The organism is Rhizobium leucaenae USDA 9039 (assembly GCF_000426285.1).
Lineage (GTDB): Bacteria > Pseudomonadota > Alphaproteobacteria > Rhizobiales > Rhizobiaceae > Rhizobium > Rhizobium leucaenae.
Genome location: NZ_AUFB01000035.1, coordinates 15755 through 38048, shown reverse-complemented (window position 1 = coordinate 38048; position 22294 = coordinate 15755). Strand labels below are relative to the sequence as shown.

Sequence of the window (22294 nt, the reverse complement as noted above, 5' to 3'; positions counted from 1 at the left end):
GTAAGCGCTCATTTCGTTGCGCCTTTTCGCGTTGAATTCTCTGCCGCATGAAGTGTCCACTTAAAATAGGTGGACACCAAATATGAGTGACGAAGAGCAGAAACTGCGAGTGCGGTTGGTGGGACGTGATGGGCGACGCCGCTATGATCCGGGATCAAAGGAGCGGCTTGTTGCGGCCTGCCTTGAGCCTGGTGTGTCGATATCCGGCCTTGCGCTTACGCATGGGATCAATGCCAACCTACTGCGCAAATGGGTCAAGGATGCCAGGGAGGCTCGCTTCTCGGCGGGATCTGCAAGCTCGCGGTTTATCCCGGTCGTCGCGGCAGACTGCAGCCTGCCTGTCGGGACCTCCTCGTTGGAGATGCCGGTCGCGTTTAGGGAAGACCAACCGGCGTCACTGGGGAAGGCCAATCTGTCAGGTTCTTCCAAAATAAGCGCGTTGCTACCAAACGGCGTGAAGCTGACGCTGGAATCCGGTGATGCTGATGCTTTGAGGACAATCATCGGAGCTTTGGGTCATGTTCAGACTGGGCGCTGATCTCAAGGTCTACCTGCATCGCGAACCGATCGACTTCCGCGCCGGCATCAACAGCCTTGCGGTCCTGGTGCAGGAGACTATGGCGCTGGACCCGTTTGCGCCTGCGGTCTTTGCCTTTTGCAATCGCCGCCGTGACCGGATGAAGCTCCTGTTCTTCGATCGGTCCGGTTTTGTGATGGTGCTGAAGCGATTGTCGGAAGACCGGTTCCGGTGGCCACGTCGGGAGATGATGGTGGTAACGCTGACGACCGAGCAATTACACTGGATTCTCGACGGCATTGATATCGACGCGATGGTCCGCCATCCGGTTCGGCAATACCAGATCGCCGGCTGACAGTTCGCAACGTCTGCGGTTGACGGGGCGAAACGGTTCAGATTCAAGAATCTGATGATCCGACCCGGCGAACCCACTGTTGAGGAGTTGATGGCGCGCATTGCGGCGCTGCAGGCGGAAAACCGTCAGCTCACGGAACGCGTGGTCAAGCTCGAGGAAGAGTTGGTGCTGGCGCGGCTGCATCGTTTTGCGCCGAAGAGCGAAAAGCACGTGGACCGCCTCTTCGATGAAGCCGAGCAGGTTGCCGATGACGACGCCAGCGGAGAAGATGGCGAGGTCGTCCACCTGCCGGACACCGGCTTGCCATCGACCGAAAGGCCGGAGGGCAAGAAGCGTGGCCGCAAGCCCCTGCCGGAACACCTGCCGCGCGAGCGCGTCGAATATGACATTGCCCACGATCAGAAGGCCTGCCCTTGCTGCCGTCACCAGATGCATCGCATGGGTGAGGCGGTCACCGAGCAGCTCCATATCGAGGTGAAGGCCAAGGTCCTGCAGAATGTGCGGTTCAAGTATGCCTGCCGCCATTGCGACCGCACCGGCATCAACACGCCTGTCATTCTCGCGCCAATGCCCGCGCAGGCCTTGCCGGGCAGCATCGCCACGGCCTCGACACTGGCCTTCGCGCTCGTCCATAAATATGTCGATGGCACGCCGCTCTACCGCCTGGCCCAGGCCTTCGAGCGTGCCGGTGTTCCCGTCAGCCGCGGCGCTCTCGGGCATTGGGTGATCGGATCGAGCGAGAGGCATCTCTCCCGAATCTATGACGCCCTGAAATTGCGGCTCAGGGCGCAGCCGCTCATCCATGGTGACGAGACCACGGTCCAGGTCTTGAAGGAAAAGGACAAGGAAGCCACCAGCACATCCTTCATGTGGGCATACAGGAGCGGGGAAGACAGCGGCGAGCCAATCGTGCTGCTCGATTATCAACCCGGCCGCGGCCAGATTTATCCGCAGGCCTTCCTCGGCGACTACCGCGGCATCTTGATGAGCGATGGCTACACCGCCTGGCGCACATTGAACGGCGCGACCCATGTTGGGTGTATGGCCCATTCCAGGCGTCGCTTCGTCGACGCGCTCAAGGCAAGGAAGAAAGGCGGCGGTCCGCCGGAGCAGGCGCTCAAGTTCTTCGCGCAGCTCTACCGGATTGAAAGCCAGGCGCGCAATGAGAAGCCGGATAAGGACGAAACGCGAGATCACTGCATCCACCGCTTCCGCCAGCAACACAGCGTCCCCATCCTGAACGCTCTCAAGGCATGGCTCGACGACATCGCGCCGAAGGTCTTGCCCGATACCAAGCTTGGCGATGCCGTGTCCTACACCCTGAACCAATGGGAGTACCTGACGCGCTATACAGAAGACGGCAGGATGCCGATCGACAACAACTTGCTTGAGCGCGACATCAGGATTTTTGCCACGGGAAGAAAGAGTTGGCTGTTCAGCGACACCGTGGACGGAGCCAAGGCCAGTGCCGTCATCTACAGCCTCATGCTGACATGCCGCGCCTGCGGCATCGAACCCTTGGCTTATCTGCGTCACGTCCTTACCGAATTACCGCAGCGTGTCATCGAAGCCGACATCACCGACCTGCTGCCCTTCAACTTCGCTGAAACGCTGAAACCGCCGCTGCATGATCCAATGGCAGCCGTCTGACGGCGACCCCGGTCAAACGGGCCGCGTCAACGCGCATGGAAATGAGCGCTTACGACGAAGTCGAATGCATCCGAAGGCAAGGCGCACAAGCCCTACGAGTTTGGCGTCAAGTCTCGGTGGCCTCGATACTGAACCGCTCTCCAAAGGCGGCCAGTTCGCCCTCCATGCCATGGCACTGCCAGGAACCCCTATTATGGGCGCACCCTCGAGACCATCATCCCCGACATGGAGGAGACGATCGGCAACGAGTTGTCCGCACCTGGCCGATGCCGGATATCGCGGCCACAATTCACCTGAGAGTCACAAGCTGCGGGTCTTCACAAGCCACAACAGCGCCGCGTGACGCCGGCCATCAAACGACAGATGCGACGAGAGCCAGCCGTCGAGCCCGTCATCGGCCACATCAAGAACGAGCATCGGATGGATCGCAATTATCTCGCCGGACAAAAGGAGATGCCGTCGATGCCGTTCTGGCTGCCGTTGGCTACAACTTCTTGCGCCTGCTCAGGTGATTCAGAGACCTTTTATGCCTGCTCACCGTCATGCTCCTGGCGTCTCTGCTCCAGCGGCGCATGCTTCCTGAAGATCTCAACGTAAAAACTGGTTCTGCCGCACGGCGGGAGAGTTCATCATCGCCGTCCACGGTACTTCCACAGGGAATGATTTGGTAGTTTGCATTGGCGCCCTCAGATCTCATCCTTCGGGCAAATCGTCCAACCAGCAGGCGCCTTCGAGGTTCGGCCGGGAAAAGATCTTTCCGATCTTTTCTGAAGCCTTGTTTTGGTGATATCGCATATAGACGCGGCCATCAGTTCCAAAGTCGAGAATCTCGATCTTACCAGTGTAATGCGACATGATGTATTTAAATGTCTTTTGAATGCCGCTCAGGCGTTGGTTGATGCCATGCGAAATCTCCAGGCCGCGGCGCAGTGGAACCTGAAAATGCGATGCACCTTTCACCGGCCTGCCTTGAAATAGGTAATATGGGCGGACACCCATATGGTGACACTTGGCGAAGGTCGCGGCCAAAATGTCGGGGTCATCGTTGACTTTCGCGAGAAGCACGCACTGGTTTAGGAACTGCGTACCACGCGCCCGCAATGACCGAATGCTTCGCTCCGCATCGGCCGAAATTTCGCCGATATGGTCAAAATGCGTAACGATCACTGCGGATTTTCCAGCTACATGGATCCGTTCGAACAAGGCCACTAGAGCAGGATCCTCAAACCTTTGGGGCGCGTAGGCGAGCATTTTTGTGCCAAAACGAATGGAATTCAGATGTGGGAATGGCAGCAGATGATCAAGAATTTCATGGAGGCTGGCGGTGTTGAGCACGAACGGGTCACCTCCTGATATCAGGACGTTCGTCATCTCAGGATGACCTCCAATGTATCGCGCAATCTGCCCAAGGTCAGCTGCGATTTCATCTGAGTCCTTGCCGACAATGCGTTTGCGGAAGCAATAACGGCAGTATGAAGCGCAGCGGTCCGTTGCAAGCAACAATCCTGTTTGCGCGTACTTGTGCTGAAACCCGGGCGCGACCGTGTTTTCGTGCTCTCCGCTGGTATCCAGAGTGCCGGGACCGTCGAACTCTTCGAATGAGGGCTCGACGATGAATTTAAGCTGATCATAATGACCACTGTTGATGATCTGTTCACGATAGAATTTTGTAACACGATAACGCGTGATGCTGTTTGCTTCCACCTCGGCGGGGGTGACTGCGCGTGCCCCCTCAATGAAATTTATGATCTTGGACGACAACAGCGGGTCCGAACTGATGAGCGGAGCCACTTTTAATTTTGTCGTCTTACCTTGGATAGTTCGAGTGGTCTTCATCTAGAGCCCTTAATAAAAAAAGGCGAGAGGCAATTGTCGTACGGTTCTTCGTTATGCACCTGCAATCAATGTGCCGTCGACGATCTGATTGCTGTCAAAGTGACGCAAAGTCAGGTTACGCAGGCGTCCACAGAATACAAGGGTCTTCAGTGTGTCAGGGCCAGAACAGAAATGGACCCAAGTTGACACGACCAATGTAAGGAATGATTGAGCCGTTGTTTTTCGAAGCACCATCTGATGTGGTTGCCGCCGCTGTCATGCGCTTGTCTTGCGGCGTGCTGATTTTTTGGCGCGCGTGGCTGGGGCTTGGCTGGACACCGCTGCTGCGGCGCCCCGACGATGCCAATATCGAGGATCTGCTGCCCTTCAACTTCAAAAGCCAGCCAGCATAAGCCGCCGCTCTTCAAAACGATTTACAACGTGCACTGAAAAGAGCGCTACCAATAATCAGCAATGCAGGACGATTATTGAGCCTGCGGTAGGTTGTCGCCACAAGTGTGGCGGTCGCTCCTATCCCTTGCAAACGGGATAAACCAGGTTGATGGGCCACCGTTCTCGATGGCCGACAGCGGGTAAGATTTGTTTCCCTTCGCGATGATCATGTAACACCCGGCATCCATGGCGATCCTTGCTGCCATCAACTTCGTCAGCATGCCACCCGAACTATGACGAGAGACGGAATGACCGGCCATGGCCTCTATTTGGGGGGTAATGCGTCGCACCTCTGTGATCAAACGGGCCGACGGGTTGTCGTGTGGATCTTCCGTGAAGAGGCCATCTATGTTGGAAAGCAAAATAATTATGTCAGCCTGCACCAACTCTGCGAGCTGGGCCGCCAAACGATCATTGTCGCCAAAACGGGTGTCGGCAGTTGCGGTTGTGTCGTTCTCATTGATAACGGGAACGGCGCCAACTTTGAGGATTTGTCGAACAGTTGACAGAACATTGAGTCGGCGATGCGGGTTGCGTAGATCTTCGCCCATCAATAGTATTTGTCCGAGTCCAAATCCAAACCGTTTTAAGCTCTGTTCGAAGGCAAGCATGAGTCGAACTTGACCGATGGCTGCAGCCGCTTGTCGCTCTTCACTTCTCAGAGGAACGTCAAACTCATTGAAGTGACGTGACCCAACCGCGACAGCACCGGAGGTCACGATGATCACCTGCTGCCCACGTGAGAAAAATCGGACCACATCTTCTATCATCGTTTCAAGCCAAGAACCGCGAATGTCTCCGGTTTCTCCGTCGGCAATTAGTGCGGAGCCAATCTTCACGATTATTCGGTGAGCGGAAATTAATTGCGCCGTGGTCATCAAGTGTTGCCTCGCTAAAAGGAACGCACGTCTCTGCAATCTACACTGGGCAACTCAATATTCATTGCGAATTGCCCTTTACCTAGAGCCTTTGAGGCTGCTGGAGGAGTTTAACGGCACGGCGTGTTCTTCTTCGCCAGAGGTAGAGAATGGCGTGATCGACCAATCGATTAGACCGACCGCATGCTGAAGTATGGCCTTGGTCTGTGCAAAGCTGGATGAAGCGGCGATCACATGTCCTATGCGGTCCCGGTAGTCACCTTTCCTGACTATCTGCGTCTTAGGCTTAACATAAAATTTGACCTCTACAACGCCCGACACGGCAGCCGCCCGACTGTCGCCGTCGATCCAACTGAGGGTGCCATCGCGATCAGGGAGTAGGAATCGCACGGCTGCAGTCTGGAGATACGTGGTGCGTAAGTCACATTCCACGCCGGTGGCAAGCTTAATGTGCTCGGTTACGAGATCGACACCATAAGCAAGATGAGCCCGCCGAGGATAGGTTCCGCCCGCAATACGCGGATTGACTTCTATTACAACTGGGCCACGCGTCGTCCACCGCAATTCAATGTTGGTTGGCCCCCACCCAAGTCCCAGAGCTCCCAAACAGCGCAGCGCCACGTCGGAGATTCGCTCGTGCTCGTCGTTAGTCAGCAGGGCCGGAAAGATGCTCTCACGAAAGAGAAAATGTGGTGGATGATCGAAATCGGCGGCGCTAATCCCAATGACCTCATTTCCCATCGTGTCGGCTTCATAGAACGGGCCCTGTGCGAATTCTTCGACCAGGATCTTCGGTGAAGACCGCCATGTATGCTTCCCACCTAAAAGATGGGCCGTATGTTCGGCCAACTCGGCGACGTTTCGGCACAGTCGAACACCGATGCCGCCGATACCCCCGATCGCAGGCTTGACCACCACTGGCAGGCCGATTTCCGCGGCACAGCTTTCAACCTCCGCCGCGTTAGTGGCCAGGCGATAAGCAGGTATCGGAACGCCTCCATCAGCGAGCAGGCGACGTTGAATGAATTTGTCGCAACATTGTTCGACCGAAGCGGGGTTTGGTCCCGGTAAATCGAATTGCTGGCAGAGCTTTCCGGCGGTCGCGTAGACCTTCTCCTCGGCGCTTGTAATGCCAACAATTTCGTAGGTCTTACCCAGCCGAGAGCATTCGTTGATCAGCGCATGGAGATTGTCTGTATCGACTTGGATTGCTTCAACACCTCCCGCTGCGAGATAGGGGTACTGAGCTGGATCGGTCGATAGGGTAATTGGATGAAGGCCAAAACTCTTGGCAGCTTGGACATATTGCTCACCAGTACCATGTCCGTTGCCTTCAAGCAGGATGAGCGCTCTTCTTGCCATTGACTGCTGACCCTCCGTTGCGGGATTTGCGGCGGTCCGAGCGTATCCGCATCAACCTTGCTAGCTACGCCCGGCCACAGATCTGCAGTGAACGTACCATCCTCAGCGAATTGCGGACGTAAAGATCTTGTAAATTTTTTGTTTGACGGATCTAGGTGTGCGATGTTTTGATCGGCGCACGGTGGAATGGAGCATCACCCAGCCTACTGGCGATATCGGTAATCACGCGGTCCGAAGAATACTCGTGTACTACCGTCACAATAACGACCGCTCAGACCTTTGCACCCTTGAGTGATCGTAATTGCTTCAGGGATCCTCTCGTTGCCTTGGCTGGCCGGGGTATTGCATCAGCGATCTAGCAAGAGCGCCGTAGAGCCGGGGGCCGACACAGCTTTTCAGTCGGAGAATGAAGCAATTGACTCATAAAGCATTAATTTGTATCAAATGATTTATGCAGGATACTTAGCCTCGACGCGCCGCAATGAATTTGGCTGAGCGGCCTGGCAGCGGAAGGGGAGCCACGACCTGAAAACCAAACGCTCTCCCACTTCTGACGGCAGCGCCAGCAGTCTCTCCGAAACATACCGACAGTAAGCGGAAAGCAGAGAACTCAATGACAAAAAACCTCATAACCAGTGTGCACGCCAAGGGCGACGCCTTCTCGATTGGTTGTGCGCTCGGGAAGGCCAATGCCACAAGCTTCCTCGAGTATCGGCTTGGCACGGAGCAATTTCGCGCTCTAGATGCTCGATGGCGCGGATCGGAATATTTGAAGAATTTGGAAGCTGCAGCCCGCGCGGCATATCCCCGCTACGTGCGCGAAATCGAGGGTATCGCAGAAGGTGCCGGCAAGGATTTCGAGACCATCTTCCTATTGAATTGCCAGACTGATCTGCAGATTCCAGACGCCGCCTCCGCGGCAAAAGCTGTTGCCGGAATGGGCTGCACGACTGTCCTAATACCAGCTGAATGCAATGGGCCGGCGGTTATCGCCCACAATGAGGACGGCGAGCCCGAATCGCTGGGTGCCAATTTCTGGGTGGAGATTGAGCCCGATGTGGGGCCGGCGTGGAGCAGCTTTATGACCGCGGGCATGCTGCCGGGCGGTACCTTCCGCCTGAACGAGACCGGCCTGGTCCAGACGATCAACGCGATCACCCCGAACGACCAAAAACCTGGCGTGCCCCGACAGGTTCTTTGCCGCGCCATTCTTGATGCTAAAAGTTTGGACGAAGCGGTCGGCATTTTGAAGCGCAATGACCGCTCGTGTGGATTCCATCACACTCTTGGCGATGCGAAGACCCGCAAGGTACTCTCTGTCGAAGCGCCGGCCTCAGGCTGCGTCGTGGTAGAGGTTGCTGAACCGCGAGCGCATGCCAACCATCTGCTCTCCAGCGAGTTCAGTGGGGTGAAGCAGACCATCGGCGCTTCCTCCCGTGACCGACAAGCAGCGGCGGATCGAATGATCGGCGAAGGCGCGTTGGCGGGTGGAGCAGAAGCGGTGCTGTTTGACGAGACCACTCTAATCTTCAAGGATTGGAAAGACTCCCGGACCCTCGCGACGAGTGTTTTCGAGCTTTTTCCAGACCGCATCGAGTGGCGGATACATGCGGCTCGTGACGAGCGAGCTGCACTAAGCGGAACAATGCGCGTCGTCTAATGCGGCCTCAAGTCGCCGAGCGGTGCGACGTCGTCGTCCGGGGACCGAACCCACGGGTGCGTCTGGGCAGCGATCAGCCACGTCAAAAAAACTGCAGCCGGTCTGTTCAAGGCCCGGCCAGGTGAAAAATCCCACAAACCCCATTGCGAAGTTGCAAGGAAAGATATGGGCTATCATCTCAGAGACGATCAGTATCAACGGCTCGTCGTATTTCACGAGCGCGCCGGCCGCCTGTCGGATTCCGAAGCCTTAATGGCATTGGCAGACAACGCTTTCCAGGAGGAATTTGGCCACAAGCTCTTTACCCTCCTCAAGGTTGATAGAGCCGCAGGCGTTATGCGGCGGATCTACTCGACCGACCTCAATTACAGTCCCCTCGGAGGAACGAAGCCCCTCGCCGATGACGAGTGGAGTAGGCGTGTCGGCGCTGGTCGGCACTTTCTGGGCAAAGATTGCGAAGACATGAAGCGCTACTTTGCCGACCACGAAACATTGATCAAAATGGGCCTCGTGGGTGTATTGAATACCGCAGTCGTTTGGCGGAACGAGGTCATTGGTTGGATCAACCTCTTGGATGCTGCCGAACATTATACCCTCGAGATGTGCGATCTCGCAGGCCTATACGCGCAGGCTCTCGCGCCTTCTTTCCTTGCTAACTGAAATGCACGGCTCGAAACGCGTCGATGTATGCCAGACGCTCAGCATGATCTACATTGACGGCCGGTCGGTTTGGGTCCGCATTCTGTATCGGCGCGGACTTTTGTAGGTAGTTCGCCCGACGGCGCTCCACCCGCACGAGAGTGAATTCTAAAGCTCTCCGCGGCGCTTCGAGCGAAGATGAGACTATCCCAAGTCGGGTCGGAAACTATCACTTTGCTGGAGGCGACGCCGAATTAACGACGCCGCTCTCTTTATGGGAGATGAAGACTGCCCTCACCGTTCAACAACGGGTAAATCGATGTAGCAACCGTGAGGACCGCGATGCAACTTGAGCTGCGGCGGTTCTCCGTCAGCGGGTACATTGGCGAAACTCGTGCTCTCGCTTCCCGCTAGACACACCCTCAAGCTATAGTCCGCTGGTATGAGCGCCGAAATCGGTAACAGTGTAAACGCCAATCTGGTCGGTTCTCCTGGTGTGAGCGGCTCGGCGTCGCTTTCCAAATAGCTTTGTTGTGGTCCGAGCGCGCCGAAAGGCGAGGCAGTCCATACTTTCCGATGACGCGCACGCAACTGGCCTTCTGTAAGGTAGCAGGAGGTCCCATCAGGTTTAACTGCTTCCAAATAGACGAAGAAAATACCGTCTTCACGGGTTGAGGTTATGTTCAGATCCACAACTGGATGCCCGGTGATCTCCAAATCATTCTGCAGCGGTTCGCTCGTATAGGCCAGTCGAGCCGCATCGAACTGTCGCCGATCTCCATAATCGATTTCCCATGTTCCAATGCCACCATTGGTGTCCCATCTGTTTGAGAGGACGTCCCCCAGTTCACGGTCAACCTGCAGAGTGTCGTAGCCCGTGTCACTCGGCGATGAGCTCAGGCGCGAGCCACTTGCCATATGCCATCGTTGTCGGACGGCCGGGACTGGCCATGAGCGCGTTGACTTCCAGGATCCCTCGCCGCACGTGTAGTAGTGAATGACTTTATCGGCCTGCAGAGCAGCCTCGCCCGTGAAACAAGCATCAATGAATCGAATATCATTTGCGTGTTGCGCCGCCATGATCGGAGCGCAGTCCTGAACATCAGCACGCAGTGGGTCATATGGTTTGCGGCCGCCATGGTTCCACGGACCAAGAATGATGTTCATGGGGTTCGACTGGAGTAGAAATCGCCGGATAGACCCGAGGGGCGACCCAGAATCGAACCAACTGCCCCAATTTTGAATCGGAACCCCCGATTGCGAGATAAGGTCAGCCGACGCCTGTGGAGAGAAATCGAACCCAGAACGTTTGCTGAGCCAATCGTCAAAGGACGTGGTTTGCTCGACCGGCTGGAATGACGGCGCGCGGCCGTGTTCTTGCAGCGCGGCCGTCAACTCCGCTTGGCTTCCCACCGGACGAATTCCCGCACGGAGAGTTGAGGCGCGATCAGCATTGATCTCGCTATTTTCGTCTCTGTTCAACGATTCAACCAGTTGACTCCACCTGTCGAGGGTAAGGTTCGGAACACCTCCTGGATAGGTTTCGAAAAAGATATCGTAGTCGACATAGCGCGGCACGATGCCTTTCAGGGCGGGATGATTTCTCGAAGCAATAAGGTCTGCAGAGTTGGCGGTGTAGGACACGCCGTACGCAAGCACATTGCCCGTCGACCAAGGCTGTGCAGCGATCCAGTCTAACACGTAACTAAAGTCGAGGATTTCTTCGCGCGAGCGGTGACCTGGCCAAACGCCGAACGAGGCGCCGGTACCGCGAACATCTCCAACCACCACCGCATAGCCTTCTGGAACGAACAAATCCGCATATTGATTGGACGGCTCGCCCTTCTTTCCGCGCCCATAACAGGTCATAACCAAGATGGTGTTGCGCTTATGATCCGCGCTATCGCCCATCGGACGAACCACGTCCAAAGCGAGCCTGACACCTTCGTGCGCATACACATACGTCGATTCCAATGGGCCGAGTTTCTCTCTGCCTGCAGCTTTGGCACTGAGATCAAGGCGGTATACTGGATTTTCGTTCGGCTCGGCCTGGGCCTGAAAGCGAGAATCGGTCATGCAAACGCTCCTGTGAGTGTGCGACATATGTTTCAGTACGTAGTGTTTTGCGGCATTTGTCTTACCAGTGCAGGGGCGCCGGCCTGGAGGGTGCGGATTGCGGGGCGCGACCGTGTTAGCCAAGCGATCCCACTAGCAGCTTTATGGTAGGCCGTTCGCGGCTCTGGGCGTGCCACCGCTCCACCGGAGCGATGACCAAAGGGCAAAGCGGCAAAATCGCGATCGCGACTAGATTCTGTCGGGACGAAGTGTCACAGAACAGTCTGGCTTCTTAGATCCTTAGACGCCCGTGTCAGCACTTCAGGCTTTTCCCCGATGACGACCGTATCGTCTTGTCGGAAGCCGCCGAGTCCATAAACATACAATCCGGGCTCGACCGAATAAACTTCGTTTTCGAGCAAGGCACGGTGATTGAATGCCATGTCTCCGGGGTACTCGTGGCACAACAAGCCCATGCCGTGTCCTGTCCGGTGCATGATGTAGTTTCCAAAACCCGCTTTTTCGATGATTGCCTGCGCTGCTGCATCAATTCCCGACACCGGTCGACCCGCCACAGCGGCTTCAATTCCAGCTTCATTTGCAGCGAGCGCGACCTCGAAGAAGCGTTCCTGCCGGGTATCCGGCTTGCCACAGAACCAGGTCCGCTCATTCTCCACGACCACTCCATTAATGCGGGGGATAATCAAGTTGATCATCACGTGTCCTTTTTCGAGGATCGCACCGGATCGCTTGCCGTCCCCGTGTGGAGCTGCCGACGGTGGACCCGAGATCGACCACAGGTCGAGCAAGGCAACATCCTGCGCTGGAAAGCGTCGTGCGGCCTCCTGCGCTAACTCGGCTCCCATCATCATATCCAATTCCATCAGGAGCCGACCCGGACGGATACTCTCCCGGTAGCGATCCTGTAACCAGTCGGTCAAGCTCGCTATCTCGCGCATGAGTGCGATCTCTTCGGGATGCTTGACCCAACGAAGCGCTCGAAACTCTTGCGTCTTCATTAGAGGACGGGCCTCAGGTAGCAGCGCGAACGCCTTCTGCAATGGACCGCCACCAACATCGGTCCCGATGCGAGCTCTCCCGAGACCTGCACTTCGTAGTTTTTCGGCAACCATCTCCGGCCATTCATGCACAAGATGCATTCGATTGGAGAGGACTGGATGCTCCGCATAAAAGCTTGTGTCGGATACCCAAAGACGCCCGTCTTCGTGCGCATATCGCCAATTGTTTGTCGAAAGCTCATTGAGGACAACAAACGGCGCGCCGTTCCTCGGGACGACACAGAGAATTGGCCGCTCCCAGGTGGTGACATCCGTCTGGAAGTTGGTCGCGAACTGAAAGAACTCTGTGCTTGCGAAAGCGACAGCATCCAGGTTCTCGCGATCCATCAGTTCATTTAGTAGCTTGTACCGATACTCACGCACATTATTGCCCAAGTATGCCATCTGACCTCTTCTCTTTTCCTGAAAGCTTACCTGGTGTCTTCGACCGGCGGTTCGCAGAGTGAAATGATGCCGATCAGCGACCGCGCTTACGCGGATGAATCGGCCTCTTTGGAACCGAATGAAACATATGAGTCGCTATTGTGTCAATGATCCATTTGAATCAGGTACGGTTAAAAACCACGTCCCGGAAGTCCAGAGCCTGCAGGCGCTCCCGTAGGGCTGGCGTCGGCAGCAGTGTTCGGCAGATGGTAAACTGAGGCGACCAAAGGCTCAGATATCAATAATACGCTTGATGCATATTGAGCGTTATAAAACATTTGTTGCATTCCTTATCGTGTTGCGTTAGGACATTGATGGTAGCGGTCGAGGAGGCTGCTGCCTGAACACTGCAATCGTTTATGCGCCACCGTCTTGGTGAATGCGGGACCGAGTGGAAACGCAGGAACCGCGTGCTTTGGTCTGACATCGCCGGCGTCGTGTTCGCCGTACACTGATGAAGTGAGATCCCCGTGCGCCATGAGCAAGGAATTAACAGAGGGAGAACGAAATGAGCATTCTGATAAATCGCCGGCGGTTCATGCAGGCTACTTCGACCGCAATTGCGGTAGGCGCGTTGGCTTCCGCGGCCGGCCGTGCAACGGCCGCCTCCACCGGCGAGCTCAAAGTCAACATGAGCGGCGGCAACTGGGGCGATGCGGTGATGAAGGCTTACGTCGAGTCCTTTGAGGCCGAGACCGGAGTCAAGGTGACGCGCGTCAATGCGGACTTCTCATCGACACAGATTGCGATGATGGTCGATACCAAAAACGTTTCGGCCGACGTCGTCAACCTTGGTCAAACCAATGTCGATCCGCTTACTGCCAAGGGCTACCTCGAAAAGATCGATTATTCCATCTGGAAGAAGGAAGACCTGGAAGCAATCGCAGAAAACTGGAGGCAACCGAACGGCTTTGCTTCGTACGTATACTCGGTGAATATGGTCTGGAACACGAAGAAGTTCCCGGCAGGAAAGCCCCGGCCGACCACCTGGGCGGAATTCTGGGACGTCAAGAAGTTCCCTGGCGTTCGCTCCATCAATACCGGCGAATACGGAAGTGGGCCTTGGGAAGAAGCATTGCTCGCGGATGGCGTTCCGATGGACAAGCTCTACCCGATGGATATCGACCGCGTGTTTGCAAGCTTGGACAAGATCAAGCCGCACATTCGCAAATGGTGGACGAGCGGGTCGGAAATTCTTCAGATCATGCGAGACAACATCGCCGACATCGTGCAGTCCTATGACGCGCGCGCACTTACCCTTATTGATGAAGGTGGGCCAATCGAGATCAACCGCAACCAGGCGAAACTGACAACGGACTATTGGTGCATCCCGAAGGGCAGTCCGAATGCCGAAAATGCTCAAAAATTTATTGCGCTGACAAGCCGCCCGGACCGACAGGCCGAGTTTGCAAAGCTTATCGCGCAGGGCCCAACGAACAAGAACGCCTTCAAATTGATTCCTGACGATGTCGCCCGAAAACTTGCGTCGCATCCCGACTACGAGGCGATCAGCTTCGCTATGAACGCCAAATGGTATGCCGAGGTTGGATCGGACGGAAAGTCGAACAAGGAGCGGCTTGTGCAGCGTTGGAATGAGTGGATTCTTCAGTAATCCTCTGTCCCCAACGATCTATCGGTGGCGCTCGTCCAGTCGGCGCGGGCCGTCAAAGGTTAGCGCCACCTCTTCCCACTACCTGCCTTACGGGACTGCATGCCAAAGTTGCTCATCAGTCCTGCTGGAGTATCGTAATGAACTTGAATCTGAAAAATCATCTTCCTGCCGAGGACGAAGTGTTGCAGAAGCTTCCGGATACCGCTCAAATCGAATTTCGCAATGTTTCCAAGATCTATGGGGCCGTTGCTGCGGTTAAGGATATCTCCCTTTCTGTTTCGCGCGGCGAGTTCCTTACGATTCTTGGACCGAGCGGTTCTGGCAAAACGACAGCATTGATGCTGCTCGCCGGCTTCACGACCCCTACCGGAGGAGACATCCTCATTTCCGGCAAGTCCGTGTCCGAAGTCCCGTCTTACCGCCGCGACCAAGGCATTGTCTTCCAGAGCTATGCACTTTTCCCGCACCTTACGGTGCATCACAACTTGGAGTTCCCGCTCGAAATGCGCGGCATCAAGGCCTCTGACAGAGCGTCGCGGGTCAAAAGAATGCTTGAGCGTGTTCGCCTGGGTGAGTTTGGCGAGCGCATGCCATCACAATTGAGTGGGGGCCAGCAACAACGCGTGGCCGTCGCGCGCGCCTTGATTGCAGATCCACCGATTTTGCTGCTGGACGAACCGCTGGGCGCGCTCGATCGAAATCTGCGCGAGCAGATGCAAGTGGAAATCAAAGAGCTGCACAAGGAGTTTGGGAAAACGACCATCTGCGTCACCCACGATCAAGAAGAAGCACTCACGCTTTCGGACCGCATCGTTGTCATGCGCGCCGGTCAAATCGAGCAGATCGATACACCGGAGGCCTTGTACGATCGCCCCAAAACGCGCTTTGTCGCCAACTTCCTGGGTGAAGCAAATATCCTCGAAAGCGTTGATTTCAAGATTGAATCGGACGTTGTTCCTTCTTCCGGTATGGTATCGATGCTTCGGCCGGAGCGCATTTGCGTCAGTGTGCCTTCAGCAGCAAGGCGCGCAGATGCGGACCACAGACAGTCCGTCTCGGGGATCGTGGACGATATGATCTATGCTGGACCCTTGAGGAAGTACCGGGTGCGGGTTGGGAATGCGACGCTGATCGCGCGCGAACATGTGGCATCGGGCCAGCAAGTCTTCCGTCCGGGCGAAGAGGTTCGCCTTGATTGGCTTCGATCCGACATCCGGTTTGTCGCTGCGTAAAGCGGAAGGACAGCATCCATGACAACACTTCAGAGAATCCGGTCCACGCCGATGTTGCTAACTTTGCCAGCGTTCGCTGTGCTGTTTGCGATTTTCGGCATACCCATGCTCCTTCTTTTCGCGACCAGCCTCAATGCGCCAAATCTGTCTTTTGCGAATTATATCGCTTTTTTCGAACAGCGCTCATTTGTCCTGATCCTGATTCAGACCTTCAAGATCAGCTTCATAGCCACGGCACTTTGTTTGATCATCGGCTACCCGACGGCTTATTTGATTACGATCGCCGGCCGTGCAAGACCAATCCTCCTGGTGCTTGTCTTCCTACCTTGGCTGACGAGTGCTCTGGTTCGGACCTACGCATGGACTGTCGTCTTGGGTGATAGTGGATTGATCAACCGCGTGTTGCTCAATTCGGGCATAATCGATAGCCCTTTGTCTCTCATCTATAATCGTTTCGCTGTTTATGTTGGCATGGTGCATATCATGTTGCCCATGATGATTTTGCCGATTGTCAGCGTGATGATGAGCATTGATACTTCCTTGATGGCAGCCGCTCGCAGCATGGGCGCAAAGCCGTTCACCGCCTTTCTCCGGGTCTTCGTACCTCTTAGTATCCCGGGCGTTCGAAGCGGCTGCATATTGGTTTTTGTTGTTTGCCTGGGCTTTTACATCACGCCACAAGCATTGGGCGGCTTGGGCGACACCATGCTTTCAACCCTCATCAATTCGCAGCTTACAACATCGTTGAACATTGCGGCGACCGCCGCGGCAGCCTTTATATTGTTGGCGATGGCGCTCGCGGTTCTTTCCGTAGCGGGCGTCAATCTCGCCGGCGCGCATGGACAGCCTGCTTCAAGCGAGCAGAACGCCCGACGACGTAAACTGCCTTCATTCGACAAGGCATCCCGCTATCTCAACGAGTTTCTCGTCCCGTATCGGGCGCGACGCTGGGCAGCAAAGCTCCATCAAGCGCAGCGGGAAACCCCGTGGTCCAAGATTGCGGGGGCAGCATTCCTTGCCGTCGTTGTCATCTATCTATTGGCGCCCGGTTTCATCGTGATCATCGTCTCGTTAAATGCAGGGGAGTTCCTCGAGTTCCCACCTAAGGCTGTTTCGCTCAGATGGTACTATTCGTTCTTCAACGACCCCTCGTGGATCGGCGCATTGTGGAACAGCTTCCAATTCGGCGTAATTGTCAGCGTGGTATCGACCATAGTCGGCACATTGGCAGCGTTTGGCCTCAGCCGGTGCTCGTCGCGCTTGCGCTCGGGTCTAACCATGGTGATCCTGACGCCGATTACCTTCCCAATCATTGTTGTTGGTGTTGCTGTCTATACCGGGCTGGCCAAACTAGGATTGGTTGGAACGAACACCGGGATCATCCTGGGCCAGACGATCGGAGCCATCGGCTATGTCGTTGTCATCGTCCTTGCGACACTCGCAGGATTCGACAGGAGGCTGGAACAGGCGGCAATGAGCATGCGCGCCGGGCCGACCCAGACGTTCATGCGGGTTACTCTCCCGTTAATCCGCTCTGGTATCATCGGCGGCGCGCTCTTCGCGTTCTTGGCTTCCTTCGACGAGGTCATCATCACGTCGTTTGTCAGTGGCTATGCGATCCCGACATTGCCATTGAAAATGCTGGAAAACCTGAAGCAGCAACTTGACCCGACGATCGCTGCCGTTGGCGCTTTGCTGACAATGTTGCCAATCGTCTGGCTGGTTGCGCTTTATTTCACGCTTTGGCGCGGAAGAGGGGCGTTGAAGAGTGCTCCGGTCGCCGCGACCTGAGTCATCATACTCATGCCGGCTCCGTAACTCGCAGCCGTGAAACTGACTGCCTGTCCCAGAGCGAACTCTGGGGCGGGCTCCTGGCTCGAAGACTGCCCGGCGCATTTACTGCGCAATGGAGCTCATCAATCGCTTGTGCTCAAAGCCGAAGCCGGTCACGACGGACTTTCTAGGCAAGCTCTGGTTTCATTGACGCATTAGACGGTCATCCCTCGGGTGACGGCGCGTTCCCTATTTGCTGTCAGTCCGTTCTTTGCGGGACAATTCCGCGGCAACCATCAGGTCCACTCATCGGACATCGACTGATGTGCGAATAACTTCAATTCCGGTTGCAAGGTCAGGAGGCGCCGTTGGCGCGAGTAGCCGGCCTCGTAAACGTCGCTAAATCTTTCGTCGCGGAATGGACGTCGCATACGTGTTCATTGCAGAAAGATGGCGATCGGCTAGCTTCAACTCTTTCAAGGCCGCCGCACGATCTCGGCTCGCCAGTAGACCACATAGAACTTCAGAGACGGCCAGCGCTGGCGCCAGCGTGTGAAAGAATGTTTGGCTTTCAGTCGGAAAGAAGACAACGTGCTCTGCGATCGTCACCAGGGGAGACACTTCGCTGTCGGTGATCGCCAGGATGGACAGTCCCTTCTCACGGGCGGCCTCGGCAAGCTCAAGCGTCTGAAGCGAATAGGGGTTGATGGAAATCGCCAAAAGCACGTCCTCATGAGTTGCGCGGATGAGGGGGTCGCCGCTTGTTCCAGCCGGACCATCCAAGTGGACAGTCTTTTCGCCGAGCAATGTCATGACGTAGTGGAAATGCCACGCGACCGAGTGGCACGAACGCAAGCCGAGCACGAAAATCCGCCTCGCTTTTGCCAGGTGCTCCGCCATTGTATCCAAACGCGAAATCGTATCAGGGTCGCGGAGCCGATCGATCTGCGCGGAGAGACCTTGGAGCATCCTATAAGCCAAGCCCTCACCATTCGCCGCCCCTTCTTCTCTTTGTAAAGCCCTGGCCGCAAATCCGTCGGCGCTCACCCTGATGACGTCGGCGTGTTGCTCTCGGAAATCTTCATACCCGGAGAATTCAAGAAACTTCGCCAGCCTCGTCATTGTCGATGGCTGAACACCGGCATTCCGCGCGAGTTCGCGCATCGAAACGAGCGCCACCTCCTGCGGATGTTCCAATATGTGTCGAGCCGCTTGCTGCAACTGCTCGGACATGTCGTCGAATCGCTCGATGATCCGAGCGTGTAATGGGCCTTTTTGCAACATTTGCCTCACATACGATGTCATAATTCACCTGGACCATCTCTCTCGGGAACTAAAAAGTCAAACAGCCGTCGGCTATCTCACATCACAACCGCTCCAAAAATTCTGACTTGAGAGCGGGAAAACAAATGCATCAAAACGTGATTTATAAAACAGTTGTTGCATATTTCGCCAAAACCTGCAAATCAATGGATGGAAACGTTCGAAAGCCGGACGGATAAGCACCCCGAGATGACCATGACAAAAATTCTCCATCGAACGATCGGAACAACTCTGCCAACCGCGGTCGCGGGGGAGGGCATCTACGTCGTGGATAGCGAGGGCAGGAGCTACCTGGATGGGTCGGGGGGCGCCGCCGTCAGTTGCCTCGGGCACAATCATCCAGAAGTTCTTGACGCAATGAAGCTACAGATGGGTCGGATCAGCTACGCCCATACGTCGTTCTTCACGACCGACGTCGCCGAGCGGCTTGCCGAGCAATTGGTTGAACTTGCGCCCGAAGGCCTCGATTATGTCTATCTGGTGTCTGGCGGTTCGGAAGCTGTCGAGGCCGCTCTCAAAATGGCGCGCCAGTATTTTGTCGAAGTCGGGCAGCCGCAGCGGCGCCACATCATCGCACGTCGGCAAAGCTATCACGGCAATACGATCGGTGCCTTGGCAACAGGCGGCAATGCCTGGCGCCGTGCCCAGTTCAAGCCGATCTTGCCTGAAACGCATCATGTTTCTCCTTGCTATGCCTACCGCGACCTGCAGGTGGGCGAAACGCCGGAGGCTTATGCCGAGCGTCTTGCTGCGGAACTGGAAGACAAGGTTCTTGAACTTGGCGCGGACAAGGTCATGGCCTTCGTCGCCGAGCCGGTGGTCGGTGCGACGCTGGGTGCCGTTGGCCCGGTTTCGGACTATTTCAAGCGGGTTCGGCAGGTGTGCGACAAGTATGGCATCTTGCTGATCCTCGACGAGGTCATGTGCGGAATGGGGCGTACCGGCACAATCTTCGCTATGGAGCAGGAGGGCATTGTCGCGGATCTGGTCACGATTGCGAAGGGACTGGGCGGCGGCTTTCAGCCGATCGGAGCGGTATTGCTCTCCGAAAAGATCTACCGTGCGTTCGCCGACGGGTCGGGTCTGTTTCAGCATGGACATACCTATATCGGACATCCGATCGCAGCAGCGGCAGCCAGTAAGGTGGTTGAAATAATCACGCGCGCGGACATGATGGCAAACGTCATCCGGATGGGCAAGCGCCTCCAGGCCGGGCTCGATGAGGCACTTGGACAATCACCCTATGTCGGCGACATCCGCGGTCGTGGTCTTTTCCGCGGCGTCGAGATCGTGGCCGACAAAGACACCAAGCAACCTTTCGATCCGGCCCGCAAGATGCATTCCCGCATCAAGAAGGAAGCCATGCGCAGAGGCCTTATGTGCTACCCAATGGGCGGTACGATCGACGGCGCGCAGGGCGACCACGTGCTGCTAGCACCACCCTACATCATTCAGCCTGAAGAAATCGATTTGATTGTCGAACGGCTTTCCGACGCCATCCGCGCCGCAGTAGTAGACTGAGGTTCTCGCGAAATGACAACATCGTCCTGTCCGCCTATCGCTGATGAAAACTGGCCCGCGGAAATCGCGGACATGAAAACGGGCTTTGCCGGCGCGCTGAACGTCTATCGCACCATGGCTCATCATCCCGCGCTGCTGAGAGCGTGGGCTCCGCTGCGGCAGCATATCGTAAAAGATAGTGCGTTAGGTCCGGTCCGGTCCGAGCTCGTGATTTTGCGCGCGGCACATCGTATGGGCTCCGCCTATGAGTGGTCCCACCATGTAAGCCGCGCTCGCGCTCTTGGTATTTCCGATGCGCGAATCCGGAGTATGGCTGGAACTCCCGATGGCGAAGAGGGCGTACTTGCCGGTGCTGTCGACGCGCTATTTGACGGCGCACGTCTGCCTTCGCATCTCGAGCAAGCTATTGCTGCGAGCATAGGTCGGCAAGCCGTGTTCGACCTTATGGCGACCGTCGGCTTCTATTCGGTGCTCGGTTTCATATTGATGACTTTCGACACGCCGATCGACCAAGACGTTGTCGACGAGATGGCTGAACACCCAATCTGATGGAGCAAAAAACGAGAGTTCGGCCTTCCGATCCAGCCGTGCCCTTAGGCTGCAGGTTCAAGCGTGGAGCCGATCAGGAGCCGATCAATACAGGGATAACGACGGCCCGCTTTGCCCCCTGACAGACGGGGAAATATTGGCGCGGCAGCCGCGGCCGAATGGGAGATCAAGAATGATAAAAGAATTGCACTTCGCACTGGGAGAATTCCAGACCCGTCTAGCAGCCGTTAAAAAGGAAATGGCGAAGAGAGAGATTGACATCCTCCTCCTCTCAGAACCGCCGAACCAGAACTACCTTACCGGCTATAATGCGTATTCCTTCTACACACCGCAAATGGTGATTGTGGCGCAAGACCACGCAGAACCGATTTGGATCGGCCGTTTCATGGACCGTGTTTCGGCTTCCATGACCACCTATCTGGCCGAGGACAATATCCGAGCCTATCCCGACACCTATGTTCAATCGGCAACGCTGTCGGCCTATACTTTCATGGCCGATATCGTGAAGGAGCTCGGAGGGGAAAAGGCGCGTATCGGCGTCGAGATGGGGGGATATTACTATCCGGCCCGCGGCCACGCAGATCTCACGCGAGCCTTGCCGAATGCAGAGTTCGTCGACGCCGATCTTCTTGTTGGATGGATCCGGCTCGTAAAGAGCCCAGCCGAGGTGGCCATTATGCATCAAGCTGGCCAGCTTGCGGATGCCGCCATGACGCGCGTCATCGATATGGTGCAAGCCGGGGTCCGTGAGTGCGATATTGCTGCTGCGATCTATCACCAGCAGATTTCGGGCACGCCCGAGTTCGGTGGCGACTATCCTTGTTGCCCCCCCGATTTGTGCATTGGCGAACGCTCAATCGCGCCGCATGCCGCCTGGACGGACGACCCCCTGCCGGAGTCCACCGTTGTCAACCTGGAACTGAACGGTTGCCGGCATCGCTACCAGGTCAACCTGGCGCGCACGATCGTCGTCGGCCAGCCTTCATCCGCTTTCCTGAACCTGTCGGAAATCGCTGTTGAGGCCTTGAATGCCGGGCTGGAAGCAGTTCGGCCCGGTCGCACCTGCTCGCAGGTCGATGCCGACTTCCGCAAGGCGCTTGCCCGCCACGGGATCGAGAAAGAGTCTCGCATTGGTTATCCGACCGGCATTGGGTTCCCTCCGGCCTCAGGCGAACGAACGGCAAGCATTCGCAAGGGCGACGAAACCGTACTCAAGCCGGGTATGGTGTTCCACATGATGCCTGGCCTGTGGCTCGACAATGTCGGGATCACGATCACACAGAGCTTTGCGGTCTCCGAAACGGGTTACGAGCCCCTGACGAAGACGCCGCGCAAGCTCTTCGTCAAATAGAGACTGTATCCGGTGCATACTCGTCTGGTTCCAGCATGTCTGCTTCG

18 protein-coding genes and 1 pseudogene are annotated in these 22294 nt (G+C 56.2%); 13 read left to right on the top strand and 6 right to left on the bottom strand.

Annotation, left to right across the window (positions count from 1 at the left end):
- The first annotated feature begins 82 nt into the window (after positions 1 to 82).
- The 4 genes and pseudogenes from tnpA to K290_RS36650 form a co-directional block, all read left to right on the top strand.
- Positions 83 to 538: an IS66-like element accessory protein TnpA gene (gene tnpA, locus K290_RS0129280; protein WP_004121997.1), complete on the top strand. Its 456-nt coding sequence runs from the start codon at positions 83 to 85 to the stop codon at positions 536 to 538.
- Positions 519 to 872, top strand: a complete 354-nt coding sequence (gene tnpB / locus K290_RS0129275) for an IS66 family insertion sequence element accessory protein TnpB (protein ID WP_004121998.1) — start codon at positions 519 to 521, stop codon at positions 870 to 872. The genes tnpA and tnpB overlap by 20 nt, the downstream gene beginning before the upstream one ends.
- 54 nt (positions 873 to 926) lie before the next feature.
- Complete coding sequence (gene tnpC, locus K290_RS0129270) at positions 927 to 2522, top strand: IS66 family transposase (protein ID WP_004121999.1); 1596 nt, start codon at positions 927 to 929, stop codon at positions 2520 to 2522.
- Positions 2523 to 2578: 56 nt separating this feature from the next.
- Positions 2579 to 3028: pseudogene (locus K290_RS36650) on the top strand (transposase); the annotation flags it as partial.
- A gap of 187 nt (positions 3029 to 3215) precedes the next feature.
- Here the strand turns inward: K290_RS36650 and K290_RS0129260 are convergent.
- Positions 3216 to 4358 (bottom strand): KamA family radical SAM protein, encoded by a 1143-nt coding sequence (locus tag K290_RS0129260; RefSeq protein ID WP_004128843.1) that lies wholly within the window; start codon positions 4356 to 4358, stop codon positions 3216 to 3218.
- A 203-nt stretch (positions 4359 to 4561) separates the two neighbouring features.
- Here K290_RS0129260 and K290_RS0129255 point away from each other — a divergent pair, with 203 nt between their 5' ends.
- Entirely contained in the window at positions 4562 to 4750 is a 189-nt protein-coding gene (locus K290_RS0129255) for a hypothetical protein (protein WP_028755035.1), read from the top strand.
- 72 nt (positions 4751 to 4822) lie between these two features.
- Here K290_RS0129255 and proB read toward each other — a convergent pair whose 3' ends face one another.
- Both proB and K290_RS0129245 read right to left on the bottom strand, forming a co-directional pair.
- On the bottom strand, positions 4823 to 5668 hold the full coding sequence (gene proB, locus K290_RS0129250; protein ID WP_004128845.1) for a glutamate 5-kinase: 846 nt from the start codon (positions 5666 to 5668) through the stop codon (positions 4823 to 4825).
- Between the two features lie 78 nt (positions 5669 to 5746).
- Positions 5747 to 7030, bottom strand: a complete 1284-nt coding sequence (locus tag K290_RS0129245) for an ATP-grasp domain-containing protein (protein WP_004128847.1) — start codon at positions 7028 to 7030, stop codon at positions 5747 to 5749.
- A gap of 613 nt (positions 7031 to 7643) precedes the next feature.
- Here K290_RS0129245 and K290_RS0129240 point away from each other — a divergent pair.
- The gene (locus K290_RS0129240) at positions 7644 to 8690 is read left to right on the top strand and encodes a C45 family autoproteolytic acyltransferase/hydrolase (RefSeq protein ID WP_004128849.1); all 1047 of its coding nucleotides are present in this window, start codon (positions 7644 to 7646) and stop codon (positions 8688 to 8690) included.
- 165 nt (positions 8691 to 8855) lie between these two features.
- Positions 8856 to 9350 (top strand): hypothetical protein, encoded by a 495-nt coding sequence (locus K290_RS0129235; RefSeq protein WP_015342013.1) that lies wholly within the window; start codon positions 8856 to 8858, stop codon positions 9348 to 9350.
- A 273-nt stretch (positions 9351 to 9623) separates the two neighbouring features.
- Here K290_RS0129235 and K290_RS0129230 read toward each other — a convergent pair whose 3' ends face one another.
- Positions 9624 to 11405 carry a CocE/NonD family hydrolase gene (locus K290_RS0129230; RefSeq protein ID WP_004128850.1) on the bottom strand — a complete coding sequence of 594 codons (1782 nt, stop codon included), beginning with the start codon at positions 11403 to 11405 and terminating at the stop codon, positions 9624 to 9626.
- Positions 11406 to 11656: 251 nt separating this feature from the next.
- A complete protein-coding gene (locus tag K290_RS0129225) occupies positions 11657 to 12847 on the bottom strand; it encodes a M24 family metallopeptidase (RefSeq protein ID WP_004128852.1) in 1191 nt (396 codons plus the stop codon).
- A 547-nt stretch (positions 12848 to 13394) separates the two neighbouring features.
- On the opposite strand from K290_RS0129225, the gene K290_RS0129220 reads away from it, so the two are divergent.
- The 3 genes from K290_RS0129220 (at position 13395) to K290_RS0129210 (ending at position 17521) form a co-directional block, all read left to right on the top strand.
- Complete coding sequence (locus K290_RS0129220; RefSeq protein WP_004128854.1) at positions 13395 to 14498, top strand: ABC transporter substrate-binding protein; 1104 nt, start codon at positions 13395 to 13397, stop codon at positions 14496 to 14498.
- Between the two features lie 137 nt (positions 14499 to 14635).
- Positions 14636 to 15730, top strand: coding sequence for an ABC transporter ATP-binding protein (locus K290_RS0129215; RefSeq protein ID WP_004128856.1), 1095 nt, complete (start codon positions 14636 to 14638; stop codon positions 15728 to 15730).
- Positions 15731 to 15748: 18 nt separating this feature from the next.
- Positions 15749 to 17521 carry an ABC transporter permease subunit gene (locus K290_RS0129210; RefSeq protein ID WP_004128865.1) on the top strand — a complete coding sequence of 591 codons (1773 nt, stop codon included), beginning with the start codon at positions 15749 to 15751 and terminating at the stop codon, positions 17519 to 17521.
- Positions 17522 to 17902: 381 nt separating this feature from the next.
- On the opposite strand, the gene K290_RS0129205 is transcribed toward K290_RS0129210, so the two are convergent.
- Positions 17903 to 18787, bottom strand: coding sequence for a MurR/RpiR family transcriptional regulator (locus K290_RS0129205; RefSeq protein ID WP_004128868.1), 885 nt, complete (start codon positions 18785 to 18787; stop codon positions 17903 to 17905).
- A gap of 234 nt (positions 18788 to 19021) precedes the next feature.
- Between K290_RS0129205 and K290_RS0129200 the strand changes: the two genes are divergently transcribed.
- From K290_RS0129200 to K290_RS0129190, 3 genes are all read left to right on the top strand, one after another.
- Positions 19022 to 20347 (top strand): aspartate aminotransferase family protein, encoded by a 1326-nt coding sequence (locus tag K290_RS0129200; RefSeq protein ID WP_004128870.1) that lies wholly within the window; start codon positions 19022 to 19024, stop codon positions 20345 to 20347.
- A gap of 72 nt (positions 20348 to 20419) precedes the next feature.
- Entirely contained in the window at positions 20420 to 20896 is a 477-nt protein-coding gene (locus tag K290_RS0129195) for a carboxymuconolactone decarboxylase family protein (RefSeq protein ID WP_240535548.1), read from the top strand.
- Between the two features lie 172 nt (positions 20897 to 21068).
- A complete protein-coding gene (locus K290_RS0129190; RefSeq protein WP_004128877.1) occupies positions 21069 to 22247 on the top strand; it encodes a M24 family metallopeptidase in 1179 nt (392 codons plus the stop codon).
- Positions 22248 to 22294: the final 47 nt, after the last annotated feature.